We start from the raw sequence: 19,342 nt of genomic DNA on the forward strand, positions 1-19,342 counted from the left end.
CGCGGGCTGCTCTCTACGGTAAGCGCCTCACGACTTGAAAGAGCTTCAAGAATTTCAGCGGAAACTCAAGCGGTAAAGAGCAGTTCGCAAGAACGGCGGCGTCGGCGGCCCGAAACTGCCGCGCCTAAGGGATAAGTATTGTTGTCCCGGTGGTCCGGCGCCCTTCGAGATCGGAATGCGCCTTGCCGGCCTCGCTGAGCGCGTAACGCTGGTTTATCTTGATCTTGACGGCGCCGCTGAGCACCACGTCGAACAAGGCGGCGGCGGAAACCTCGAGGTCTTCGCGCCTGGCATTATAGACGAACAGCGTCGGCCGCGTTGCGAACAGCGAGCCCTTCTGCGCCAGCAACGAGATGCTGAAGGGCGGGATCGGCCCAGACGATTGACCGAAGCTGACGAAAGTGCCGAGCGGCCGCAGGCAATCGAGCGAGGCTGGAAATGTGTCGTTGCCGACTGAATCGTAGACAACGTCGCATTTCTTGCCACCGGTGATAGCGGCAACGCCGGCCACGAAATCCTGTTCGCGATAGTTGATCACGTGGTCGAAGCCATGCGCCTTGGCGAGCTCGATCTTGTCGGTGGAACTCGCCGTGCCGATCACTGTCGCGCCGAGATGCTTGGCCCATTGGCCGAGGATCAGCCCGACACCGCCGGCCGCCGCATGAAACAGGATCGTGTCGCCGGCTTTCACCTTGAATGTACGGCGCAACAGATATTCGGCGGTCATGCCCTTTAGCATCATGGCTGCGGCCTGTTCGTCGCTGATGCCGTCCGGCACCTTCACCACGCGGTCGGCGGCGATCACGCGCTGCCCGGCATAGGCGCCGGTCGTCACGGCGTAGGCGATGCGATCGCCGGGTTTGAGCCAGTCGACATCCGAGCCGACATCCAAGACCACGCCGGCCGCCTCGCCGCCAGGGATCAGCGGAAATCCGCCCTGCGGCGGATAAAGGCCAGAGCGATAATAGACGTCGATGAAATTGAGACCGATCGCGGTATGCTTGACCAGGATCTGTCCAGAGCCCGGCTGCCCGGGATCGGCATCCTCATAGGTCAGGACCTCCGGGCCGCCATGGGCATGGATGCGGATCGCTTTGGACATTTTCTGGCTCTCTTGGGATCAGGCTTTCTTATCCGGCTTGGCGCCGAGATTTGGGAAGAACTGCATGATAGCGCCGATGCAGGCGAGGTAAAGCCCGGTGAACGTAATCCCGAACTTGATGAAATCGCTGACCTGCTCGCCCAGCACGCCGATCTGGTCGTAGAAGGAGGCAAGTGCGGCCTGCGCCAGCGCCAGCGCGCCGAAAGCGCACCAAAGCAGCGTCATGCCGAGATTGATTGGCCGCAGCCGCTTCACCCGCACCGGATGGATGAAATTGATCGGCACGAAGGTGAGAATGCCGGCCACCACGACCACGGCGAAAGAAACCCATTGTCCGGGCTCGATGACGAACAGCGTGAACACCACCATGTTCCAGACGACCGGAAAGCCCTTGAAGAAATTCTCCTTCGTCTTCATGCCGGTATCGGCATAGTAGATTGCGCTCGACACCACGATGATCGCCGCCGACAGGAACGACAGGCGCTCGCCCATGAAACCGCGCTGATAGAGCGCGAAGGCCGGAATCAACACGTAGGTCACGTAATCGATGATGTTGTCGAGCAGTTCGCCCGACCAAGTCGGCAGGATTTCCTTGACATCGAGCTTCCTGGCGATCGGCCCGTCGATGCCGTCGACGAAAAGCGCCAGCCCCAGCCACCAGAACATCGCCGTCCAGCGCTGCTCGCTTGCTGCCACTAGCGACAGAAACGCCAGGAATGAGCCCGACGCGGTCAAGAGATGGACCGAGAACGCCCGCGCCTGAGGCCATGTGACTTTCTTCTTCGGCCGCGGAATCCGGTCGGCGATTTTCCTGGCCGTCGTCTTCTTGCTCACGGGCCCCGCCAGTCCAGCTTGCAGATTTCGGCCGAACGGCCAGCAAAGTTCCAGTTGCGGCCAAAGGCCCGCATTTTGCTCTTGTCGGATTTGGCGACGATGATTTCCGGCGCAATCCAGTATTCCGAATTGCTGATGACCGTATCCTTGTCGCGATCCTTGCCGGTGATTGGCGTCACCGCACCGTCGATGATCTTCGGTATCTGAAAGATGCGTGTTTTCTCACGCGTCTCGTAGGTGATCGGCACCTGCTCGGCACCGAGGAACTGTCCGACCAGGATGGAGAGCAGCGATGTGGTTCCACCGGCCTTGCCGGTGAATATCTTCGTCAGTCCCTTCACAGCGTAAACCGAGGCGCGCTTGTCGATGAACAGGCCCGCCGTCCAGTTGCCGCGGCTCATATAACCGGGGATTTCCATGACCAGCCCAAGATTGAGGCCGGACAGGTCGACCTCGCCGAAATGGCCGGCATCGATCTGGAACCCCGCCCAGGTTTGGCAATAGCCTTCCGTAGGCGGATGATTGCCGAGCGACAGAACGCAAGGGCAAAAAACCGTGCAATTGCAGGAAAGGATGAGCTCTCCCTTCATTGCCCAGTTTTGATCTGTCATCGAATTCTCCCCCCTCATGCCGAGACTACTAGTAGCGCGGCTGCCCAGACAAGCAGTATCGCACCGCCCAACCGCGTCGGCAGATTGCCTGCCGTCTGTTTTTCGACCAGGCTGAACAAGCCGATCAGCGCCATCCAGAACACGTTCATCACACCGACGGCAAACATTACCAGCATCAGCGCCCAGCAGCATCCAAGGCACCACAGGCCCTGCTCCATACCGAGCCGGAAAATGCGAATGGGCCTGGCGCTCCAGTTGGCGAACAGGACCGAGAACGGATTTCTGCACTTCTCCAGACAGGCTTCCTTCAGCCAGCTGAACTGATAGAGACCAGCGATCGACAGCGCGGCTGCTCCGGCAATTCCAAGCAGCGGATCGAGCATCTGCCCGGATGACACGAATGCATGGACTGCGAGCGTCAGGGCAGCGAATATTGCCGAAGCGGCAAGCCAGACGCTCAAATATCCAGCGACAAGGATCAACGGATGGGCAACGGGTTCCCCCTTGATCCTGGCGGTATCTGCGATCTCGCAATAGGTGCGGATCATCGGCGCCGCGGAGGGCAGCATGGTCGCGATGGCCATCAACAGCCACATCGCGGTGAGTGCCCCGCCTTGCGCGCCTACGCTTGCGCGAAGGGGCGCCGGCGCAAGGCAAAGGGCGAAGAAACGCGCAAGGAAATCCGGCAGCGGCAGTTGCGGCAGGTTCCCCAGCATCGTGTCGCCGGGTGCATCGGTGCCCGGGAGCCGGCTTACGGCACCACGAACTGCCATTGCGCCGAGAAGGAGCCAGGCAAGGGCGATGCCCATGCCGGCAACGACGCTCACCGTCAGTCGAGGGCTGCGCGCAACGCTCGCCATCGCGCGGCCGGTGCCGTCGAGGTGGCTGAAATCGTCTTGTTGGCCGGTCATGGCAACCGAATGGGCCGAATCGCCGCGTTGATCAAGCCGCATCACCTGACCTATATGGACCAGCAGGTCGGACGGGCCTCACCTCGCAATCCGGAAGCCGAATTTGAACCATCGGGAAACAGCACGCATACTGGTCGCCGGCAGCGGCCCTGCGGGGCTGATCGCGGCGCTTGGCTTTGCCGAGGCGGGCTTTCCCGTGACGCTCGTCGGACCCGATGCAGCCGGCCCCGACGGCCGGACGACAGCCTTGATGAACCCTGCCCTGAAGATGTTCGAACGCCTAGGGATCTTGGACGGAATCAGGCCGCATGCAGCGCCGCTCAAGGTGATGCGTATCGTTGACGCAACCAACCGGCTGATCCGCAGCCCGACAGTGACCTTTCGCGCCAGCGAGATCAACGAAGAGCAATTCGGGCTGAACTTGCCCAACAGCGTTCTCAACCGCACGCTAGCCGAGACTGTCGCGCATTCGGGCATCGAATGGCGAAAGTCGATGGTGGAGGCATGGCGCCTCGATGCCGACCATGCCCATGCCGTTCTCGCCGACGGCAGCGAGGTTGAGGCATCGTTGGCAGTTGCCGCCGATGGCCGTCAGTCGCCGGCCCGCGAGGCAGCCGGCATCCGGACCTCGATCCGATCCTATCCGCAGGCGGCGTTGGTGCTCAATTTCGGTCACCGCAGCGACCATGCCTTCACCTCGACCGAATTCCACACCGAGACCGGTCCGTTCACACAGGTTCCCCTGCCCGGCAACCGGTCCAGCCTTGTCTGGGTGCTCGAACCCGATATCGCCAAGGACCTTGCAGCACTCGACGACGCCGAGCTTTCGACGCGGGTCGAACAGCGAATGCAATCGATGTTGGGCCGCGTGTCGGTTGAGCCCGGCCGGCAGATCTACCCACTTTCAGCGGTGAGCCCGTGGCGGTTTGCGCATCGCCGCGTGGCACTTGTCGGTGAAGCCGCCCACGTGTTTCCCCCAATCGGCGCGCAAGGCCTCAATCTCGGCATCCGGGACATCGACGACCTGATTGGTGCCGCAAGCAGAAACCGCTCGGACCCAGGCGCCGCCAAGGCGCTTGCAGCCTATGATTTCAAGCGGCGGCCGGACATTCTGGCGCGCAGCAGCGCGGTCAACCTGCTCAACATGTCGTTGCTTTCCGACATGCTGCCGGCTCAGATGGTGCGCAGCGCTGGCCTTGGCGCGCTTGAGGGGTTTGCGCCGTTACGGGCGTTTTTCATGCGCGAGGGTCTTCGACCCGGCAGCGGTTTTGCGGCGTTTTTTGGCGGATTGCGAAAACCGGCTGAGCGATAGCGATCTTGGCCACCGCCCGCCCTTGATCCGCATCTCGCGATGCTCAACCCGGCAACAAGGGGATCGGGATTGAATTGACGCGGCGTCTGCGCCAAATAATGACGATGTCGACCTTAAGGTCTGGGCCAATCTTTGCCGGACCGGTGCGTAAGAATCTAAAGTCCTGGAGCGTTCCTTGCGTGTTCCAGGATACGTGGCGTTCAAGAAGTTCAAGTGGTGAGTGCGATGAAGACAGCCAAATTCTCGATCGGACAGGTGGTTCGGCACCGGCTGTTTCCGTTCCGCGGCGTCATTTTCGACGTCGATCCGCAATTCGCCAATACTGACGAATGGTACGAGGCGATCCCCGCTGACGTGCGGCCGCGCAAGGACCAGCCTTTCTATCATCTGCTCGCCGAGAATTCCGAAACGGAATACATCGCCTATGTGTCCGAGCAGAATTTACTCGAGGACCGGTCGGGCGAACCGGTCCGGCATCCGCAGATTGGTGAAATGTTCGACAAGAAGCCGGACGGGCGCTACGAGCCGAAGCACCAATTGAGACATTGAGACTTAGTCGGAATCTGGCTGGACTGGGACAGGCTTGAGACATGGCCGGACCCGACAAACAGCCGGTCCAAACGAAAAAAGCGGGGCATGAACCCCGCTTTTTTATTCGTCCGAAACCCCCCGATCAGTTGGCGGCCTTCGCCTTTTCCTGCTCTTCCTTGAGCTTCTTGGCAAAGTCCTGATTGTTCTTGGCGACGAACTCCTGGAGCTTCTTCTGTCGGTCCTCGATGTCCGACTGCTGCAGCGGCGGGCCGTCGAAGGCGCCGCTGAAGCCGGTCAGCGCGATCTTGATCGGGTTCGGCTGGTTCTGGAAATTGACCGAGGTCAGCGTCAGGTTCGAACCTTTCTTGAAGGACGCGACGAGCTGATCGGTCAGCGGCACTTCCGCCACGCAGCGGTCCGGAAAACAGATCACATAGTCGAGCTTCTGCGCCTTGCCGCCGTCGATCTGGAGGCCGATGCCGGGAGGAACGAGACGGCCGGTCGGAACCGTCACCTGGAACACCTTGCGGTTCACCTTGCCCTTCAATTCGATCAGGCTGACGCCGGTGATGAGCTGGCCGTTGCCGGCGGTGGTGATGTTCTGGACATTGCAGATGTCGACGTCTTCCTGCTTGGTGCAGGCCTTGAACCAGCCTTGCGGAATCTGCTGTTGCTGCTGCGCGGAAGCAGCGGGAATCCCGGCGCCCAGAATGCCGACCACGCCAGCGGCCATGACCGACAGGCGGTACGCGTTGCTGTTCAGGCTCGTCATGTCGTGCATTCCTCTCAAATGATCCCGGAACCGGCTTTTTTCATGCCGTGTGGTCCAGCTACCTGTTGCCGAAATGAGGCAACAGAATGACTTCGGACGGCGTGTTACACTGCAAGCGGTGCCGAATCCAGCCCGGGTCTCGCGAATCTTGGCCGAGGGATAGGCTCAAGGGGTTGGCCGGTGCACGACCGGCTCATGTATGCTGCGCATCGAATCGGGAAGGAGACGGTCATGGGCCGCGTTGTCGTTTGGCTGATCGCCGCAATCTTGTTTGTCGGCCTTTCCCTGCAGCCGGCCCTGTCGGAACCGGTGCACGCGCTTGCCATGCAGGGCGAGCCGGCGCTGCCGGCCGACTATGATCATTTCAACTACGTCAATCCCGACGCGCCGAAAGGCGGCAGCATTACCTATTGCGGCGTCGGCAGCTTCGACAATCTCAATCCGTTCATCCTGAGAAGCCTGCGCACCACCGCGCGCGGCATGATGGATCAAGCCTTTGGCAATCTTGTCTTCGAGCCGTTGATGCAGCGCAACTACGACGAGGCCTTCAGTCTCTACGGCCTGCTCGCCGATACCGCCGACATGGATCCCGAGCGCAAGAGCATCGAATTCCACCTCGATCCCCACGCCAAATGGTCGGACGGCGAGCCGGTGACGCCGGAAGACGTGTTGTTTACCTATGACGTCTTCACCGAGAAGGGCCGCCCACCTTACAGCCAGCGAATGAAAGCGATTGCCAAGCTCGAAAAGACCGGCGACCGCAGTGTGCGCTTCACCTTCAACGACAAGGCCGACCGCGAATTTCCTTTGATCATTGCGCTGACGCCGATCATCCCGAAACACGCCTTCAACAAGGACACCTTCGACAGGACGACGCTAAAGCCGGTGATCGGCAGCGGGCCTTACACGGTGGCGCAAGTCGTGCCCGGTCAGCGCATCGTGTTCAAGCGCAATCCGGACTATTGGGGCAAGGACGTGCCGTCCAAGCGCGGCTTCGACAATTACGACCAGATCACCATCGAATATTTCCTCAACGCCAACGCCAAGCAGGAAGCGTTCAAGAAAGGCATCTGCGCCATCGACGACGACAGCGACCCGGTCAAACGCGAGCGCGATCTCGATTTTCCGGCCTTCCACAGGGGCGAGGTCATCGCCGAAACTTTCGATACCGGCATTCCGCCGGTGGTCAACGGTTTCCTGTTCAACACGCGGCTGCCAAAATTTTCCAATCCGGTCGTGCGGCGCGCGCTCGGCATGCTCTACGATTTCGAATGGGCCAACAAGAATCTGTTCGGCGGCAAATACACGCGCACGATGAGCTTTTGGCAGAATTCCGAGCTGTCCGCGCTCGGCCACCCGGCCAGCGAAAAGGAAAAGGCCCTGCTGGCCCCCTACCCCGGCCGCGTGCCCGCAGATGTCATGGACGGCACCTACAGGCCGCCCGTTACCGACGGCTCCGGCCAGGACCGCAAGGTGCTGAAGGCGGCATTCGAGCTGCTGAAGAGCGCGGGCTATACGGTGCAGGACGGCGCGATGCTCGATCCCGAGGGAAAGCCGTTCGGTTTCGAGATCCTGACCGCCTCGCAGGACGAAGAGCGACTTGCCGCTATCTATCAGCGCACCCTTGAGAAGCTCGGCATCGATGTCGGCATCCGCAGCCTCGACGGTGATCAGATCCAGTCGCGCAAGCAGCGTTTCGATTTCGAGGTGCTGGTCGGCTCGACCGGTTTCAATAACTCGCTGTCGCCCGGTATCGAGCAAACCGGGCGCTGGGGATCCGCTGCCGCCAAGGCCGAAGGATCGTTCAACCTCGCCGGCGTCGCCGATCCGGCGGTGGATGCGGCGATCGAGGCGATGCTCAGAGCTCGTTCGAAGGAGGACTCCGTCGCCGCCGTCCGCGTTCTCGACCGGCTGCTGATCTCCGGCAACTACATGGTGCCGACGCAGCACAACAACCAGCAATGGCTCGCTTATTGGAACTATCTGGAACATCCGCAAAAGACGCCCATATACGGTTATCAGTTGCCGACCTGGTGGCGCAAACCGAAGTGACCTCTTCACAACAGGAGATCAAGATGAACGACGAGAACTCGATTACCGTCGATGTGGTCTCCGACGTCGTGTGCCCCTGGTGCTTTATCGGCCAGAAACGGCTCGACAAGGCGATTGCCGCCGTCGATATCGACGTTCACATACACTGGCGGCCCTTCCAACTCGACCCGACAATCCCGCCCGAAGGCAAGAACCGCCGCGACTATATGGTGGCGAAATTCGGCAGCGAGCAACGCATCCGCGAAATCCATGCCCGGATCGAGCCGCTGGGCGAGGCTGAAGGGATTTCCTTCGCCTTCGACGCTATCAAGGTCGCGCCCAATACGCTGGATGCGCACCGTCTCATTCGCTGGGCCGGGACGGCCGGCGAGGCCATTCAGAACCGGGTGGTGCGTCGGCTGTTCCAGCTGAATTTCGAGGAAGGCGCCAATCTCGGCGATCATGCCGTGCTGATCGAAGCCGCCCGCGAAGCCGGCATGGATGCCTCCGTGGTCGAAACGCTTCTGCCGACCGACGCCGATGTCGAGGCGGTGCGCACCGAAATCGCCACCGCTTCGCGCATGGGCATATCGGGTGTGCCGTGCTTTCTGCTTGAAGGCAAATATGCGGTGATGGGAGCCCAGGACGCCGATACGCTCGCCGATGCGCTCCGCCAGGTCGCCGCGGCCAAGGCGCGCGGCGAACTGGAAACAGCGAACTGAGTCGGACTACTTCACCGTCACCTTGGCCTTGCTGACGAAAAAGCCATGGCCATGCTTGCCGGTGCAGGTCAATCCCTTGGTGGATGACTGGCAGGAAAACGGGCCCTTACTCCAGCTGGCGCCGTACGCCAGCCTGGTGACGTCGCCGCAGCAGCCTTGCTCGCCCGGATTCTTGATCAGCGTCGCCGGACCTTTCGGACCGAGGATGACGGTGACGTAGCTGGGCTCGACGCGCGAACAGCTCAGTTCCGGTCCGCCATCCTGTGGCTCGTAGGTGCTGGTGCCGCCCTTCGGCGTGTAGATGCAGCCAATATTGCCGGACGGCGTGTTGAACTCGATCTGTCCCTCGGCGTTTGCGGGAACAGTCTGGCTGCCGGCATATGTTTGCGGCAGCCAGAAAAATGTTGCGAGCGTCGCGACAAAAAATGTCCGTGCAAGCATGGCGAACTCCCTCTGGTTCTAACCTGGATGCGTCCGGCCAGGTTCAATCCGAAGCGCGTGTTTGTCAAACGCGGTTTGTGCGCGCTCTTAAAAAGGCACGGGCCAATTGATATTGATCTTGATCCTGGACTGTGTCGGCAAAGTCATTGCTTGGCCGACTACGGGGTCCTGACAAGGCGGCTTCAACCACGAATCATACGGTCACGCTCTGGCCGCCGACGAAGCTGGACTGGCCGTGAAGGCGATTCAGGCCGTGAAGATCGACCGCTGGACGGCGCTTCTATGTTCACAAAGCTGTGTGAAGACCTTCCCTTGGGGAAGGTCTCTACTTGCTCCTGCGCAAGCAACTAACTAGTTGAAATTGCTTTGGTATTCAGCCCCTCGAAGCATGACGACATAGCGCCGTGATCGTTCATTCTGTTGCTCCACTGCAACGGCTGGTGAGCTAAGCCACCTGCGACTGGTGAAAAGCTAATGGAAAATGATCAATTGGTGTTACTGTCCGTAACAAAAGAAAAATCGTTTGGGCGGGATAGTGATTCGGGTCGATAGACCAACGCGACATTCAATATCGGAAAAATGGCTCCGCGGTGCCGCAAGGCCGTCGCCCCTGACGCCCGTATCGTCGATGCGCAGCTTCTGGGGACTGATGCGGGCCTACTGGTTCTCGGACCGGTGGGTGGAAGCCTGGACGTTGACGCTGGTGATTGCGCTGCTCACCGCGCTCTCCAGCAAGTCAGGCGTGTGGTTTGCCGTAGCATCCGGAGAGCTGGTCAACTCGATCGCCTTTTTCCATGATGCCGCGAACACCACCCCGCTTCAGACACTGCTGACCAATGCCGGGATACTTGTCCTCCTGGTCTTGCTTAAGGATGCGGGTTTTACCGGTATCCGCAGCCTGGTATCCGCAACGTTGCATCGCAAGTGGCGCGGCTGGCTGGACAGCCAGTTCAACGAAGCCCTGCTTGATTCCAATCACACCCATTTCCACGCTCAGCATGGCTCGTCAGGTGCCGCCGCTCCCGACAATATCGATCAGCGCATCCAGGAATCGATCAAGGATATGACGGGCGGAGCCATCGGCCTCGCGATGGGGGTTCTGGCCGTTGCTACTTCATTGTATTTCGTTGGCCAGCAACTGCTTGCACACTCGGCGGAGGTCAAAGGGCTGGAGCTCCTCGGCAGCTATGGCAGCGCCGTCCTCGCCTTTCTGGCGGTCGCCACCTACGTGCCGTTGAACACCTGGATCGCGGTCAAGCTGGGCAGGCTGCTGGAACGACTCAATGTCAGGATGCAGCAGGCCGAAGGCAGCTATCGCGGCGAGCTGATCACATTCCTGCGCCGCAGTTTTCATGTCGCCGCATCGCAAGGCGAGAACGTGCAGAAGGCAGTGCACACCCAGCGCTATGTCGACATCGACCGCACCTGGGCGCGGCTGAACATCGTCAACACAGGCTACAATTCGTTCGAACTGATCTACAATTTCATCGGTGCCCGCATTGTCGCCTACGGGCCAGGCTTGGTTCCCTTTATCCATAACGGCTTCGATCTCAAGGGCTACATAACCGGCTCCGAGATGGTCAACTCGCTGATCAGTCAATGCTCGTGGTTCATCCACGTCATGCCTGCCATCGCCGCGCTGCGGGCCAACAGCCAGCGCGTCACCGAACTCGCAAACGCGATCGAAAACGTCCAGCACCCGCAGGAATTCTATCAGCAGACCGGCCGGTCCGACTTCCGCTACGACCGCCAAAACCCGGTCTTCGGCCTGACCATCCAGAAACTAGAGCTTGCGCATCAGGGCGAGGACGCAACGCCCTTCCTGAGTGCCGCGAATTTGCGCTTCCGGCGTGGCGAATGGACTTTCCTCAAGGGCGAATCCGGTTGCGGCAAGACCTCGCTGATCAAGGCGATCAACGGCTTGTGGCCTTACGGTCGCGGCACCATCGTCTTCCCGGAGGGGGTCAGGACTTTCTACGCCGCCCAGGAAGTCAAGCTGCAGCAGGTTTCGCTGAAGCAACTGGTCTGCCTGCCCGGTTCCGAGCATGATTACGCCGACGTGCAGGTCGCATCCGCCCTGCACAAGGCCGGCCTCGGCGACTTCATCGAACATCTGGCCGATGAGAGCCGTGAAGGAAAGATCTGGGATCAGGTTCTTTCGGGTGGGCAGAAACAGAAGCTCGTGGTCGCCCGCATCGTGCTGCAGCAGCCGGGACTACTGTTCCTCGATGAAGCCACCGGCGCGCTCGATCCCGAAGGACGGATCGCCTTCCACCAGGCGATCAAGGACAATTGCCCTGATGCAACTGTGATCTCGATCATGCATGAGGCGACGCCGCCGAGATCGCTCGCGGGCACCGAATTCTACCACAGCGTGGTTGCGATCGCCGACGGCGTCGCCACCAAGAAGCCGCTGGTTCCGAGCTTGCCGGTAGAGCTCACCACCATCCTCACGCAGCCGACGCGGCCGGCCGAGGACAAGTGGCTGCGCTTTCCCCGCCGGCTGAAGCAGAGATAGCCGCGGCACCATTGCCAGCGTCCAGCCAGCCTGCCACGTAGCCCGATCACAGTCTCGCGATCCAGTCGGTTTGCCGCCGTTTTAACCCGCTCTCGCGATTGACTCGGCAAGGCGCGCTCCTATGTTGCGCCGGCTTGCAGAATCTCAACTCGAACCCGCGAGCAGAAAGGTCACCGCGCCATGCCTGGCGACAGTCACAGTCGAACGCAACCGCCGTCCGCTTGACGTGACCTGACAGGCTCACGTCCTGCCGGACGGCAAGGAGTGAGCCATGAACGAGTTTTCCCCCCCAGCGGGCGGCGATGCCATCGCCATCGCTCGCGTACTTGCCAACGAACACGTCGCCGACATCGTCGAGGCCTTGAACCAGGAGCCCCGCGAGACGGCATCGGAGCTGCTTTGCGAAGTGCCGTTCGAGCGGCTGGTCGAGATCTTCGACCAGCCTGAACTCGACGGCGCATCCGAACTGGTCGAGGCGCTGCCCCGCATCAAGGCAGGCAGACTGCTTGCCGCCATGTCGGTCGACCGCGCCGCCGACATACTGCGCGATCGGAACGAGCCGGCTCGTTCCGAACTGCTCGGCGGCCTGGCGCCACCGCTGCGCGCGACGCTGCTTGCCATTCTCGGCTATCCCGAGGGCAGCGCCGCCTCGCTCATGACGACCGAATATGTCAGCGTGCCGCCGGACTGGAGCGTGGCCCGCACGCTGGATTATATCCGCAAGGTGGAGCGGACGCGCGAAACCGTCTACGCGATCTACATCGTCGATCCGCAAACGCATGTCCTGTTGCGCTCGACCAGCCTGCGTCGACTGATCGCTGGCGGGCCCGACGAGCTGATCATGGCAATCGCGCCGGATCGTGCGCCTATCACCGTTTCACCGCTGACCGATAGTGAAAAGGTTGCTCAGTTGATCTCGAAATATGATCTGCTCGCCGTTCCGGTCGTGGACAACGGCAAACTGCTCGGCATCGTTACCATCGACGATATTATCGACACGATGATCGAGGAAACGACGGAGGATGTGCATCGTTTCGGCGGCATGGAGGCTCTCGACGAGCCCTATATGAAGATGGGCTTTCTGGCGATGATCCAGAAACGCGCCGGCTGGCTGTGCGCGCTGTTTATCAGCGAGATGCTGACCGCCAACGCGATGCAAAGTTACGAGGGCGAGCTGGAAAAGGCGATCGTGCTGACGCTATTTATTCCATTGATCATGAGCTCCGGCGGCAATTCCGGCTCGCAGGCGACCTCGCTCGTCATCCGGGCGCTGGCGCTGCGCGAGATCGGCCTTGGCGACTGGTGGCGGGTGGCATTGCGCGAGCTGCCCACCGGCCTGGTGCTTGGCTCGATTCTTGGCGTGGTCGGCGTCTGCCGCATCGCGCTCTGGCAGTATCTCGGCTTCTACGACTACGGCCCGCACTGGCCGCTGATCGCAATGACGATCGGCGCCACGCTGGTTGGCATCGTCACCTTCGGCTCGCTGTCTGGATCGATGCTGCCGTTCGCCCTGAAGCGCATGGGCTTCGACCCGGCCAGCGCATCGGCCCCGTTCGTCGCCACGCTGGTCGACGTCACCGGGCTGGTGATCTATTTTTCTGTGGCGCTGGTGATCCTGCGCGGAACGTTGCTGTAAGAAAACTCACGCACTTCCATCGCGGCAATTTCGTTGCCGCGATGGGTTGTCGTCGCGTCAGACGCGCTCACCATCTCTCACCCGGTAAGTCGGCTTGTACATGGTGACGAGTTCTTCCGCGGCGGTCGGATGCACCGCCATGGTGCGATCGAAATCATCCTTGGTCAGGCCGGCCTTCAGCGGTATGCCGAGAAGCTGCGCCATTTCGCCGGCATCCGGCCCGAGGATGTGGGCGCCGAGGACCTTTTTCGAGGCGCCGTCGACGACCAGCTTCATCAGCATCTTTTCGTCGCGGCCGGACAGTGTGTGCCGCATCGGCCGGAAGGTGGCGCGGTAGATTTCAACATCCGAAAAGCGCTTTGCCGCCTCATCCTCCGACAGGCCGACCGTACCGATCTCGGGCTGCGAAAAGACTGCGGTAGCGATCGTGTCATGGTCGGGCGCCGTCGGCTTGTCCTTGAAGGCGGTCTCGACGAAGCACATCGCCTCGTGGATTGCCACCGGCGTCAATTGCACGCGATGGGTGACGTCACCGATTGCCCAGATGTTGTCGATGTTGGTGCGGGAGTATTCGTCGACGTGGATTGCCCCGGTTTTGGTCATCTCGATGCCGACGCCTTCCAGGCCCATGTTCTCGGTATTGGGAATGCGGCCGATGGCGAGCATGACCTGGTCGACCGTCAGCACCGTGCCGCCGGTGACAAGCGCGTCGAGCCGGCCGTCAGGCCGCTTCCTGACCCACTCGGACACGGCGTGGCAGAGGATTTTTATCCCTTTCTTTTCCATCGTGTCGTGCAGCATGCGTCTGAGGTCCATGTCGAAACGGCTGAGGATCTCCTTGCCGCGGTAGACCAGCGTCGTGTCGACGCCGAGGCCGTGAAAGATGTTGGCGAATTCGACGGCGATATAGCCGCCGCCCTCGATCATGATTGCCTTCGGCAGTTCCTTGAGGTCGAAGGCCTCGTTGGAAAAGATGCAGTGCTCATGGCCGGGCAATGCTGGATGCGGCGCCGGTCGCCCGCCGGTAGAGATCAGGATCTGGTCGGCGGTAACGGTGCGATCCTCACCAAGAAGATGCACCACATGCCGATCGACCAGGGTGGCGCGCGAATGAAAGACCTCGCCGCCGGCGCCCTGCACATTGTTCTGGTAGATGGCCTCCAGCCGGCTGATTTCGCGGTCCTTGTTGGCGACCAGCGTCTGCCAGTCGAAACGCGCCTCAGGCACCGTCCAGCCATAACCGGCGGCATCGGCGAAATGCTCGGGGAATTGCGAGGCGTAGACATAGAGCTTCTTCGGCACGCAGCCACGGATCACGCACGTGCCGCCATAGCGATATTCCTCGGCAATGCCGACACGCTTGCCGAGTGCGGCCGCGACGCGCGCCGCCCTCACCCCGCCGGAGCCGCCGCCGATGACGAAAAGATCGTAGTCGTAACCGGCCATGGCTGAACTCCTTGCCCCTCAAACCCCGAGACAGGTAGGCTGCCGACTATCAAAAGAAAAGCCCGGATTTGCCGGGCTTTTGGTCCAGTGGCGGTCAGGCGGCTCGGAAGTCCGCAATCAATTCGGTGTAGCGTCCGCGGGAGCTGCGCCATCGGCCGGAGCGGTACCGTCGGCAGGTGCAGCCGGCGCCTTGGCATTCGCCGCTGCACCCAGGGTCTCGCCGACCTGCTGGGCGAGATCGCGAGCCAGGCCGTTCTGCCAGATCTCGGCAGCCTTCACCAGTTCGCGCGTCACGATCGGGCCGTTGTCGAGCAGCTTCTTGCCGGAATCGGAATTGTAGAACGCGGCGATTTCATTGAGTTCCTTTTCCGAGAATACTTTTGCATAGGCGAGCGCCGCTTCCTTTTCCAGGTCGGCGCGGCGCGATGCCAAGGCCATCGCCTTCTCGTTGATGGTCTTGGCGATCAGTTCCTGCATGTCCGGGTTCTTCTGGATCAGCTGCTGCTCCAGTGCCGCGGCCGCTTGCGGCAGGATGCTGTCGAACGTATCCGTCGCATGGATCGCCGCGACGGCGGCGCGCGCCGCCTTCAAATGCGCATCGGTGACGTCCTGCGAAAACGCAGGCGACGAAAACGCGAAAACGGCCGAGGCCGCCAGAATGGCAAAAAAGCGGCCAACCCGGTTATGCAACATCATGATCGGTAAAACTCCCTGATTTTCGGGCGGCATGGACGGTTTGGATGCCGTCGCCGCCGGCTATGATGGCCGTTGATGCCAGCCCGATGAAAAGACCATGCTCGACCACGCCCGGAATGGCGTGGAGAGCATTCGAAAGCGCTCTTGTATCCGGAATGCGGCCAAAAGATGCATCGAGGATAAAATGGCCGCCGTCTGTAACAAATGGCTGGCTCCCCGTCATCCTCAATGTAACGGGGCCGGAAAGGCCAAGGTTTGCAGCCGCCGCGCCGACCGCAATTTCGGTGGCGCGCAGGCCAAACCGGTTGACTTCGATGGGCAGCGGAAAACGGCCGATCATCTCGACCATCTTGGAGCTGTCGGCGATGACGATCATGCGGGCGGAGGCCGCCGCGACGATCTTTTCACGCAGCAGCGCGCCGCCGCCGCCCTTGATCAATGTCAGCGCCGGATCGATCTCGTCGGCGCCGTCGATGGTGAGGTCGAGCTCGGGGGTTTCCTCGAGGGTCGATAGCGGCACACCAAGCTCGCTGCAAAGGACGGCGGTGCGCTCCGAGGTCGGAACGCCGATGACAGTCAGGCCGGTGGCGACCTTGTCGGCGAGCAGCCGCACGAACTCGTCCGCTGTGGTGCCGGTGCCGATGCCGAGCCGCATGCCATCCGTGACATGGGCAAGCGCTGCCCGCGCGGCCTCAACCTTCAATTGCCTAGCATCCATGCCGGGTCCCGAGATTTGTTTCGGCGCTCGTAGCATTTTTGCCGGGCTGGTCAAAGGACCTTGCCCGCGGTGGATAAGCCGGCTTGCCTGAACGGGCCGCAGCGGTTATCGCCTGCCGGCAATCAAATCGTCACAGGACAGGCCATGACCCGACCGATCATCGTGTTCGACCTCGACGGGACGCTGATCGACACGGCGCCGGACCTGCTCGACAGTCTCAACCACAGCCTTGCCGCCAGCCAGCTCGCGGCCGTCGACGAAGCCGGCTTCAGGCGCTTCGTCGGCCATGGCGGCCGGGTGATGATCGAGCGCGCTCACGCAGCACAGCACAGGTCGCTGGCAGTGGAGGAGCACGACCGCCTGCTCAAGCTGTTTCTGGACCATTACACCGTTAACATCCCCGGCAAATCGCGCCCCTACCCCGGCGTCCCCGAGGCGATCGCACGGTTCGAGGCAGCCGGTTACCTGCTGGCCATCTGCACCAATAAATACGAGGCCAATTCGGTGGCGCTGATCCAGGCGCTCGGTATGACCAGGCATTTCGCGGCGATTTGCGGTCAGGATAGTTTTCCGTTCCGCAAGCCCGACCCGCGCCATCTCACGCAGACCATCGCGCGCGCCGGTGGCGACCCGCACCGTGCACTGATGGTCGGTGATTCGCAGACCGACATCGACACGGCGAAAGCCGCCGGGATTCCGGTAGTGGCAGTCGATTTCGGCTACACCGACCGTCATGTGCGAGAGTTCGAACCGTCGGCGGTGATCTCGCATTTCGATTCGCTGACGCTCGATCTGGTACAAGGGCTGATGGCCGCGGCAGAAGGCTGAAAGCTGCCCATCGGGCGGACCGCCAGATGCCGACCGACAAGTGGTTGACTTCGCAGGCCGGCCTCCCTTATATCGCGGCGCGCTTGGCCTTCGGGCAACGAGCGGGCGATTAGCTCAGCGGGAGAGCACACCCTTCACACGGGTGGGGTCGCAGGTTCAATCCCTGCATCGCCCACCATCTGCTTCCTGAATCAATTCCAAGTCAGAGCGGCTAGTGGTCAAAATCTGACGCTTGGTGCCGAAGCAGTAGGCCCGCTCTGGGTAAACCTGCCTTTCGCTCCGGCTGCTGAAGCGGCTTTATCGCGCCTACTGCAAGCATATTGCCCATTCGGCAAACTCGCGCGTCGAGGCCGTTTTCAGCGGCGCGAAGCAATCCCCGCCGCCTCGGAGCGGCTGGAGCGCCCGTCGCGGTCATCAAGCGGTCGCTCGCTACGCTCCCGCTACGGACTCGATGTCACCCATTGTGAGGCCGCAGCCCGATCACGGTCGGCGCTAAACCCAACCCGAACCAAAGTGTCCACAGGGACATCACCAGTGATGCCACGACCCAGACGAAGCTGCCCAGGGTGACTCCGAGCCACATGCCCAGGGGCCAACCGAGGAAGGCTCCAATTCCGGCCACGACTGCGATGTACGATGCCCAGACCGGCGTGGCTCGGTGAGTGGTCTGCGCCTCGTTGCCAGCGATCACGGCAACGGCCAACGCCAAAAACATGAAGCCGTTAGCCTTTCCTTCGGAAAATGCCCACCAGGCCTCGAAAGTTGCCGTGTCCCCGGCGGCAGCAGCGGCGGAGACCACGGTGGCCTCGGCCACCGCGGTCGTCATGGTCCAGAGGGCGCCGACAGTCAGCACACCCCAGGCAGACAACGTCCACCACGCCTCGGTGAGGCGCGATCTGGCCGCCAGCACGATCAGACCTGTCAGGACGAACAGTGATAGCGCTACCGCGGAAACCCAATGGATGATCGCCCATCGGACAGGGTCGTCGGTGATGACTCCCATCTGGCGACCCATATCGGGATCGATCGGACCATGGCCGACCAGCGCGCCTGCCAGCAGGATAGAGGCGATCGCAAGCCAAACTCCTGCTACGCGCGTTCCTTCTTCTGTGTTTGCCATAGAGACCTCGCGCAGTAATGGTCCCATGTCCCATCTAGCGCCAGATTTCAAACGGTTGCAAGATGGCCAATGATCGGAACGGGTCAACTGACGCCGTAGCATTGCCACGTCTGTACGACCGGAAAGGGTCGGAACAGATAAACCGCATCGGGCACCAAGCGTCAGATTTTTACCACTAGCAGCTGCAGGTAGCCCCCTCGCCGCCAAAATTCTTTTGGGCGAAATTCAAGGCGCTGCTGTAGCTCGTATAGCTCTGGAACTGGAAAACGGTGGAGCCGGCCCGCACCTTCATCTGCTCGATATCCCAGAACGAAACCTCGATGCGGTCGTCGGCGCAATAGACCGTATAGCGTTCAGGTTCTAGCGCCTCGGCTTTCTGGACAGGCATCGAAATGGCCGGAATGGAAAATGTGAAAAGTACAAATATGATGACATGACGCATTTGCATGTAAAACCCCGAATGACCACCGGCACTATTACGGCCGCGATGTTGAGGCGACGCATCATGATTTTAAGCAGTCGCCGTGTTCTTTCGGCAGCCATAAATCAGGTACGGACGGCGCCTCCTTGTAGCGCAACGCTCCGCTATCCCGGAACAAACCTACATAGAAACGAGTTTCTGCTGATCGAGATGTGAGGGAAAGCCATGTCCAGACTTGTTTTGGCGGCCGCCGTGCTGCTTGTCGGCGGATCGGCCTTTGCCGCGGACGAAAATCCGGTGCCGCCGCAGAATGCCAAGAAGCTGTCGGAAATCATCGCCAAGGTCGAGCAGCGCGACGACTTCCGCTACATCAAGGAAATCGATTGGGACAGCGATGGCTACACCGTCATTTATTACACGAGCGACAAGGCGAAAGTCGAAATCACCTACGATCCGGTGACAGCCGCGCCGAAATAGTCGCTGCCTGCAAAGGTCAGCATTCGAAAAAGGCGCGCCCGGAGGCACCCGGCCTTGGGCATGCACTTGCGCAGATATGACTTTGATGGCTGACTGCGGTGCTATCATTGCGCGCGGGGGTGGGCATGGCGTATGCATACGACGACGGCCGCCTACTGACGCGTACCTTGAGGCGTTAGTGTCCGCTTAGATTAAGTGGACGCTTGGCGAATGAA

At 61.1% G+C, this 19,342-nt stretch carries 19 protein-coding genes and 1 tRNA gene; 9 read left to right on the forward strand and 11 right to left on the reverse strand.

The annotated features are described in order from the left end of the window. Positions 1-124 precede the first annotated feature (124 nt). From NKK47_RS18955 to NKK47_RS18970, 4 genes are read right to left on the reverse strand one after another with little or no spacing between them, the layout of a single operon-like run. Entirely contained in the window at positions 125-1,102 is a 978-nt protein-coding gene (locus tag NKK47_RS18955; protein WP_352456767.1) for a quinone oxidoreductase family protein, read from the reverse strand. 18 nt (positions 1,103-1,120) lie between these two features. Further along, a complete protein-coding gene (gene pcsA, locus NKK47_RS18960) occupies positions 1,121-1,897 on the reverse strand; it encodes a phosphatidylcholine synthase (RefSeq protein ID WP_502896505.1) in 777 nt (258 codons plus the stop codon). 35 nt (positions 1,898-1,932) lie between these two features. Continuing rightward, positions 1,933-2,547, reverse strand: a complete 615-nt coding sequence (locus tag NKK47_RS18965) for a DUF1326 domain-containing protein (protein WP_352456765.1) — start codon at positions 2,545-2,547, stop codon at positions 1,933-1,935. A gap of 14 nt (positions 2,548-2,561) precedes the next feature. Next, positions 2,562-3,458 carry a DUF2182 domain-containing protein gene (locus NKK47_RS18970; protein ID WP_352456764.1) on the reverse strand — a complete coding sequence of 299 codons (897 nt, stop codon included), beginning with the start codon at positions 3,456-3,458 and terminating at the stop codon, positions 2,562-2,564. Between the two features lie 103 nt (positions 3,459-3,561). Here NKK47_RS18970 and NKK47_RS18975 point away from each other — a divergent pair, with 103 nt between their 5' ends. Together NKK47_RS18975 and hspQ are read left to right on the forward strand one after the other, a co-directional pair. Further along, positions 3,562-4,770 (forward strand): UbiH/UbiF family hydroxylase, encoded by a 1,209-nt coding sequence (locus tag NKK47_RS18975; RefSeq protein WP_352456763.1) that lies wholly within the window; start codon positions 3,562-3,564, stop codon positions 4,768-4,770. 225 nt (positions 4,771-4,995) lie between these two features. After that, positions 4,996-5,319, forward strand: coding sequence for a heat shock protein HspQ (hspQ, locus tag NKK47_RS18980; protein WP_023675043.1), 324 nt, complete (start codon positions 4,996-4,998; stop codon positions 5,317-5,319). 124 nt (positions 5,320-5,443) lie between these two features. On the opposite strand, the gene NKK47_RS18985 is transcribed toward hspQ, so the two are convergent. Then, on the reverse strand, positions 5,444-6,073 hold the full coding sequence (locus NKK47_RS18985; RefSeq protein WP_023675042.1) for an invasion associated locus B family protein: 630 nt from the start codon (positions 6,071-6,073) through the stop codon (positions 5,444-5,446). A gap of 231 nt (positions 6,074-6,304) precedes the next feature. Here NKK47_RS18985 and NKK47_RS18990 point away from each other — a divergent pair, with 231 nt between their 5' ends. Then, a complete protein-coding gene (locus tag NKK47_RS18990) occupies positions 6,305-8,125 on the forward strand; it encodes an extracellular solute-binding protein (RefSeq protein ID WP_352577864.1) in 1,821 nt (606 codons plus the stop codon). A 23-nt stretch (positions 8,126-8,148) separates the two neighbouring features. Beyond that, positions 8,149-8,826: a DsbA family oxidoreductase gene (locus tag NKK47_RS18995; RefSeq protein WP_023675040.1), complete on the forward strand. Its 678-nt coding sequence runs from the start codon at positions 8,149-8,151 to the stop codon at positions 8,824-8,826. Between the two features lie 6 nt (positions 8,827-8,832). Here the strand turns inward: NKK47_RS18995 and NKK47_RS19000 are convergent, their stop codons facing one another. After that, positions 8,833-9,267 (reverse strand): hypothetical protein, encoded by a 435-nt coding sequence (locus NKK47_RS19000; RefSeq protein WP_352568630.1) that lies wholly within the window; start codon positions 9,265-9,267, stop codon positions 8,833-8,835. 628 nt (positions 9,268-9,895) lie between these two features. Between NKK47_RS19000 and NKK47_RS19005 the strand changes: the two genes are divergently transcribed. Continuing rightward, positions 9,896-11,785 carry an ABC transporter ATP-binding protein/permease gene (locus NKK47_RS19005; RefSeq protein WP_352577865.1) on the forward strand — a complete coding sequence of 630 codons (1,890 nt, stop codon included), beginning with the start codon at positions 9,896-9,898 and terminating at the stop codon, positions 11,783-11,785. 271 nt (positions 11,786-12,056) lie between these two features. Continuing rightward, the gene (mgtE, locus tag NKK47_RS19010) at positions 12,057-13,421 is read left to right on the forward strand and encodes a magnesium transporter (RefSeq protein ID WP_352577866.1); all 1,365 of its coding nucleotides are present in this window, start codon (positions 12,057-12,059) and stop codon (positions 13,419-13,421) included. A 57-nt stretch (positions 13,422-13,478) separates the two neighbouring features. Here the strand turns inward: mgtE and gor are convergent, their stop codons facing one another. The 3 genes from gor to rpiA all read right to left on the reverse strand — a co-directional run bounded on the left by gor (position 13,479) and on the right by rpiA (position 16,281). Further along, the gene (gene gor / locus NKK47_RS19015; RefSeq protein ID WP_352577867.1) at positions 13,479-14,867 is read right to left on the reverse strand and encodes a glutathione-disulfide reductase; all 1,389 of its coding nucleotides are present in this window, start codon (positions 14,865-14,867) and stop codon (positions 13,479-13,481) included. Positions 14,868-14,984: 117 nt separating this feature from the next. Beyond that, positions 14,985-15,563 carry a DUF2059 domain-containing protein gene (locus NKK47_RS19020; protein ID WP_352448901.1) on the reverse strand — a complete coding sequence of 193 codons (579 nt, stop codon included), beginning with the start codon at positions 15,561-15,563 and terminating at the stop codon, positions 14,985-14,987. Next, the gene (rpiA, locus tag NKK47_RS19025; protein WP_352577868.1) at positions 15,550-16,281 is read right to left on the reverse strand and encodes a ribose-5-phosphate isomerase RpiA; all 732 of its coding nucleotides are present in this window, start codon (positions 16,279-16,281) and stop codon (positions 15,550-15,552) included. Before rpiA ends, NKK47_RS19020 begins: the two co-directional genes overlap by 14 nt. A gap of 144 nt (positions 16,282-16,425) precedes the next feature. On the opposite strand from rpiA, the gene NKK47_RS19030 reads away from it, so the two are divergent. Continuing rightward, positions 16,426-17,109, forward strand: coding sequence for a phosphoglycolate phosphatase (locus NKK47_RS19030; RefSeq protein ID WP_352577869.1), 684 nt, complete (start codon positions 16,426-16,428; stop codon positions 17,107-17,109). Between the two features lie 103 nt (positions 17,110-17,212). Next, positions 17,213-17,287: transfer RNA gene (locus NKK47_RS19035), tRNA-Val, on the forward strand. Between the two features lie 276 nt (positions 17,288-17,563). Here the strand turns inward: NKK47_RS19035 and NKK47_RS19040 are convergent. Both NKK47_RS19040 and NKK47_RS19045 read right to left on the reverse strand, forming a co-directional pair. Next, complete coding sequence (locus NKK47_RS19040) at positions 17,564-18,229, reverse strand: hypothetical protein (RefSeq protein ID WP_352577870.1); 666 nt, start codon at positions 18,227-18,229, stop codon at positions 17,564-17,566. A gap of 175 nt (positions 18,230-18,404) precedes the next feature. Then, the gene (locus tag NKK47_RS19045; RefSeq protein WP_352577871.1) at positions 18,405-18,617 is read right to left on the reverse strand and encodes a hypothetical protein; all 213 of its coding nucleotides are present in this window, start codon (positions 18,615-18,617) and stop codon (positions 18,405-18,407) included. A 258-nt stretch (positions 18,618-18,875) separates the two neighbouring features. Here NKK47_RS19045 and NKK47_RS19050 point away from each other — a divergent pair, with 258 nt between their 5' ends. Next, positions 18,876-19,127, forward strand: coding sequence for a PepSY domain-containing protein (locus NKK47_RS19050; RefSeq protein ID WP_023675031.1), 252 nt, complete (start codon positions 18,876-18,878; stop codon positions 19,125-19,127). The last annotated feature ends 215 nt before the right edge of the window (positions 19,128-19,342 follow it).

It is taken from the genome of Mesorhizobium sp. M0019 (assembly GCF_040323975.1).
Taxonomy (GTDB): Bacteria; Pseudomonadota; Alphaproteobacteria; order Rhizobiales; family Rhizobiaceae; genus Mesorhizobium.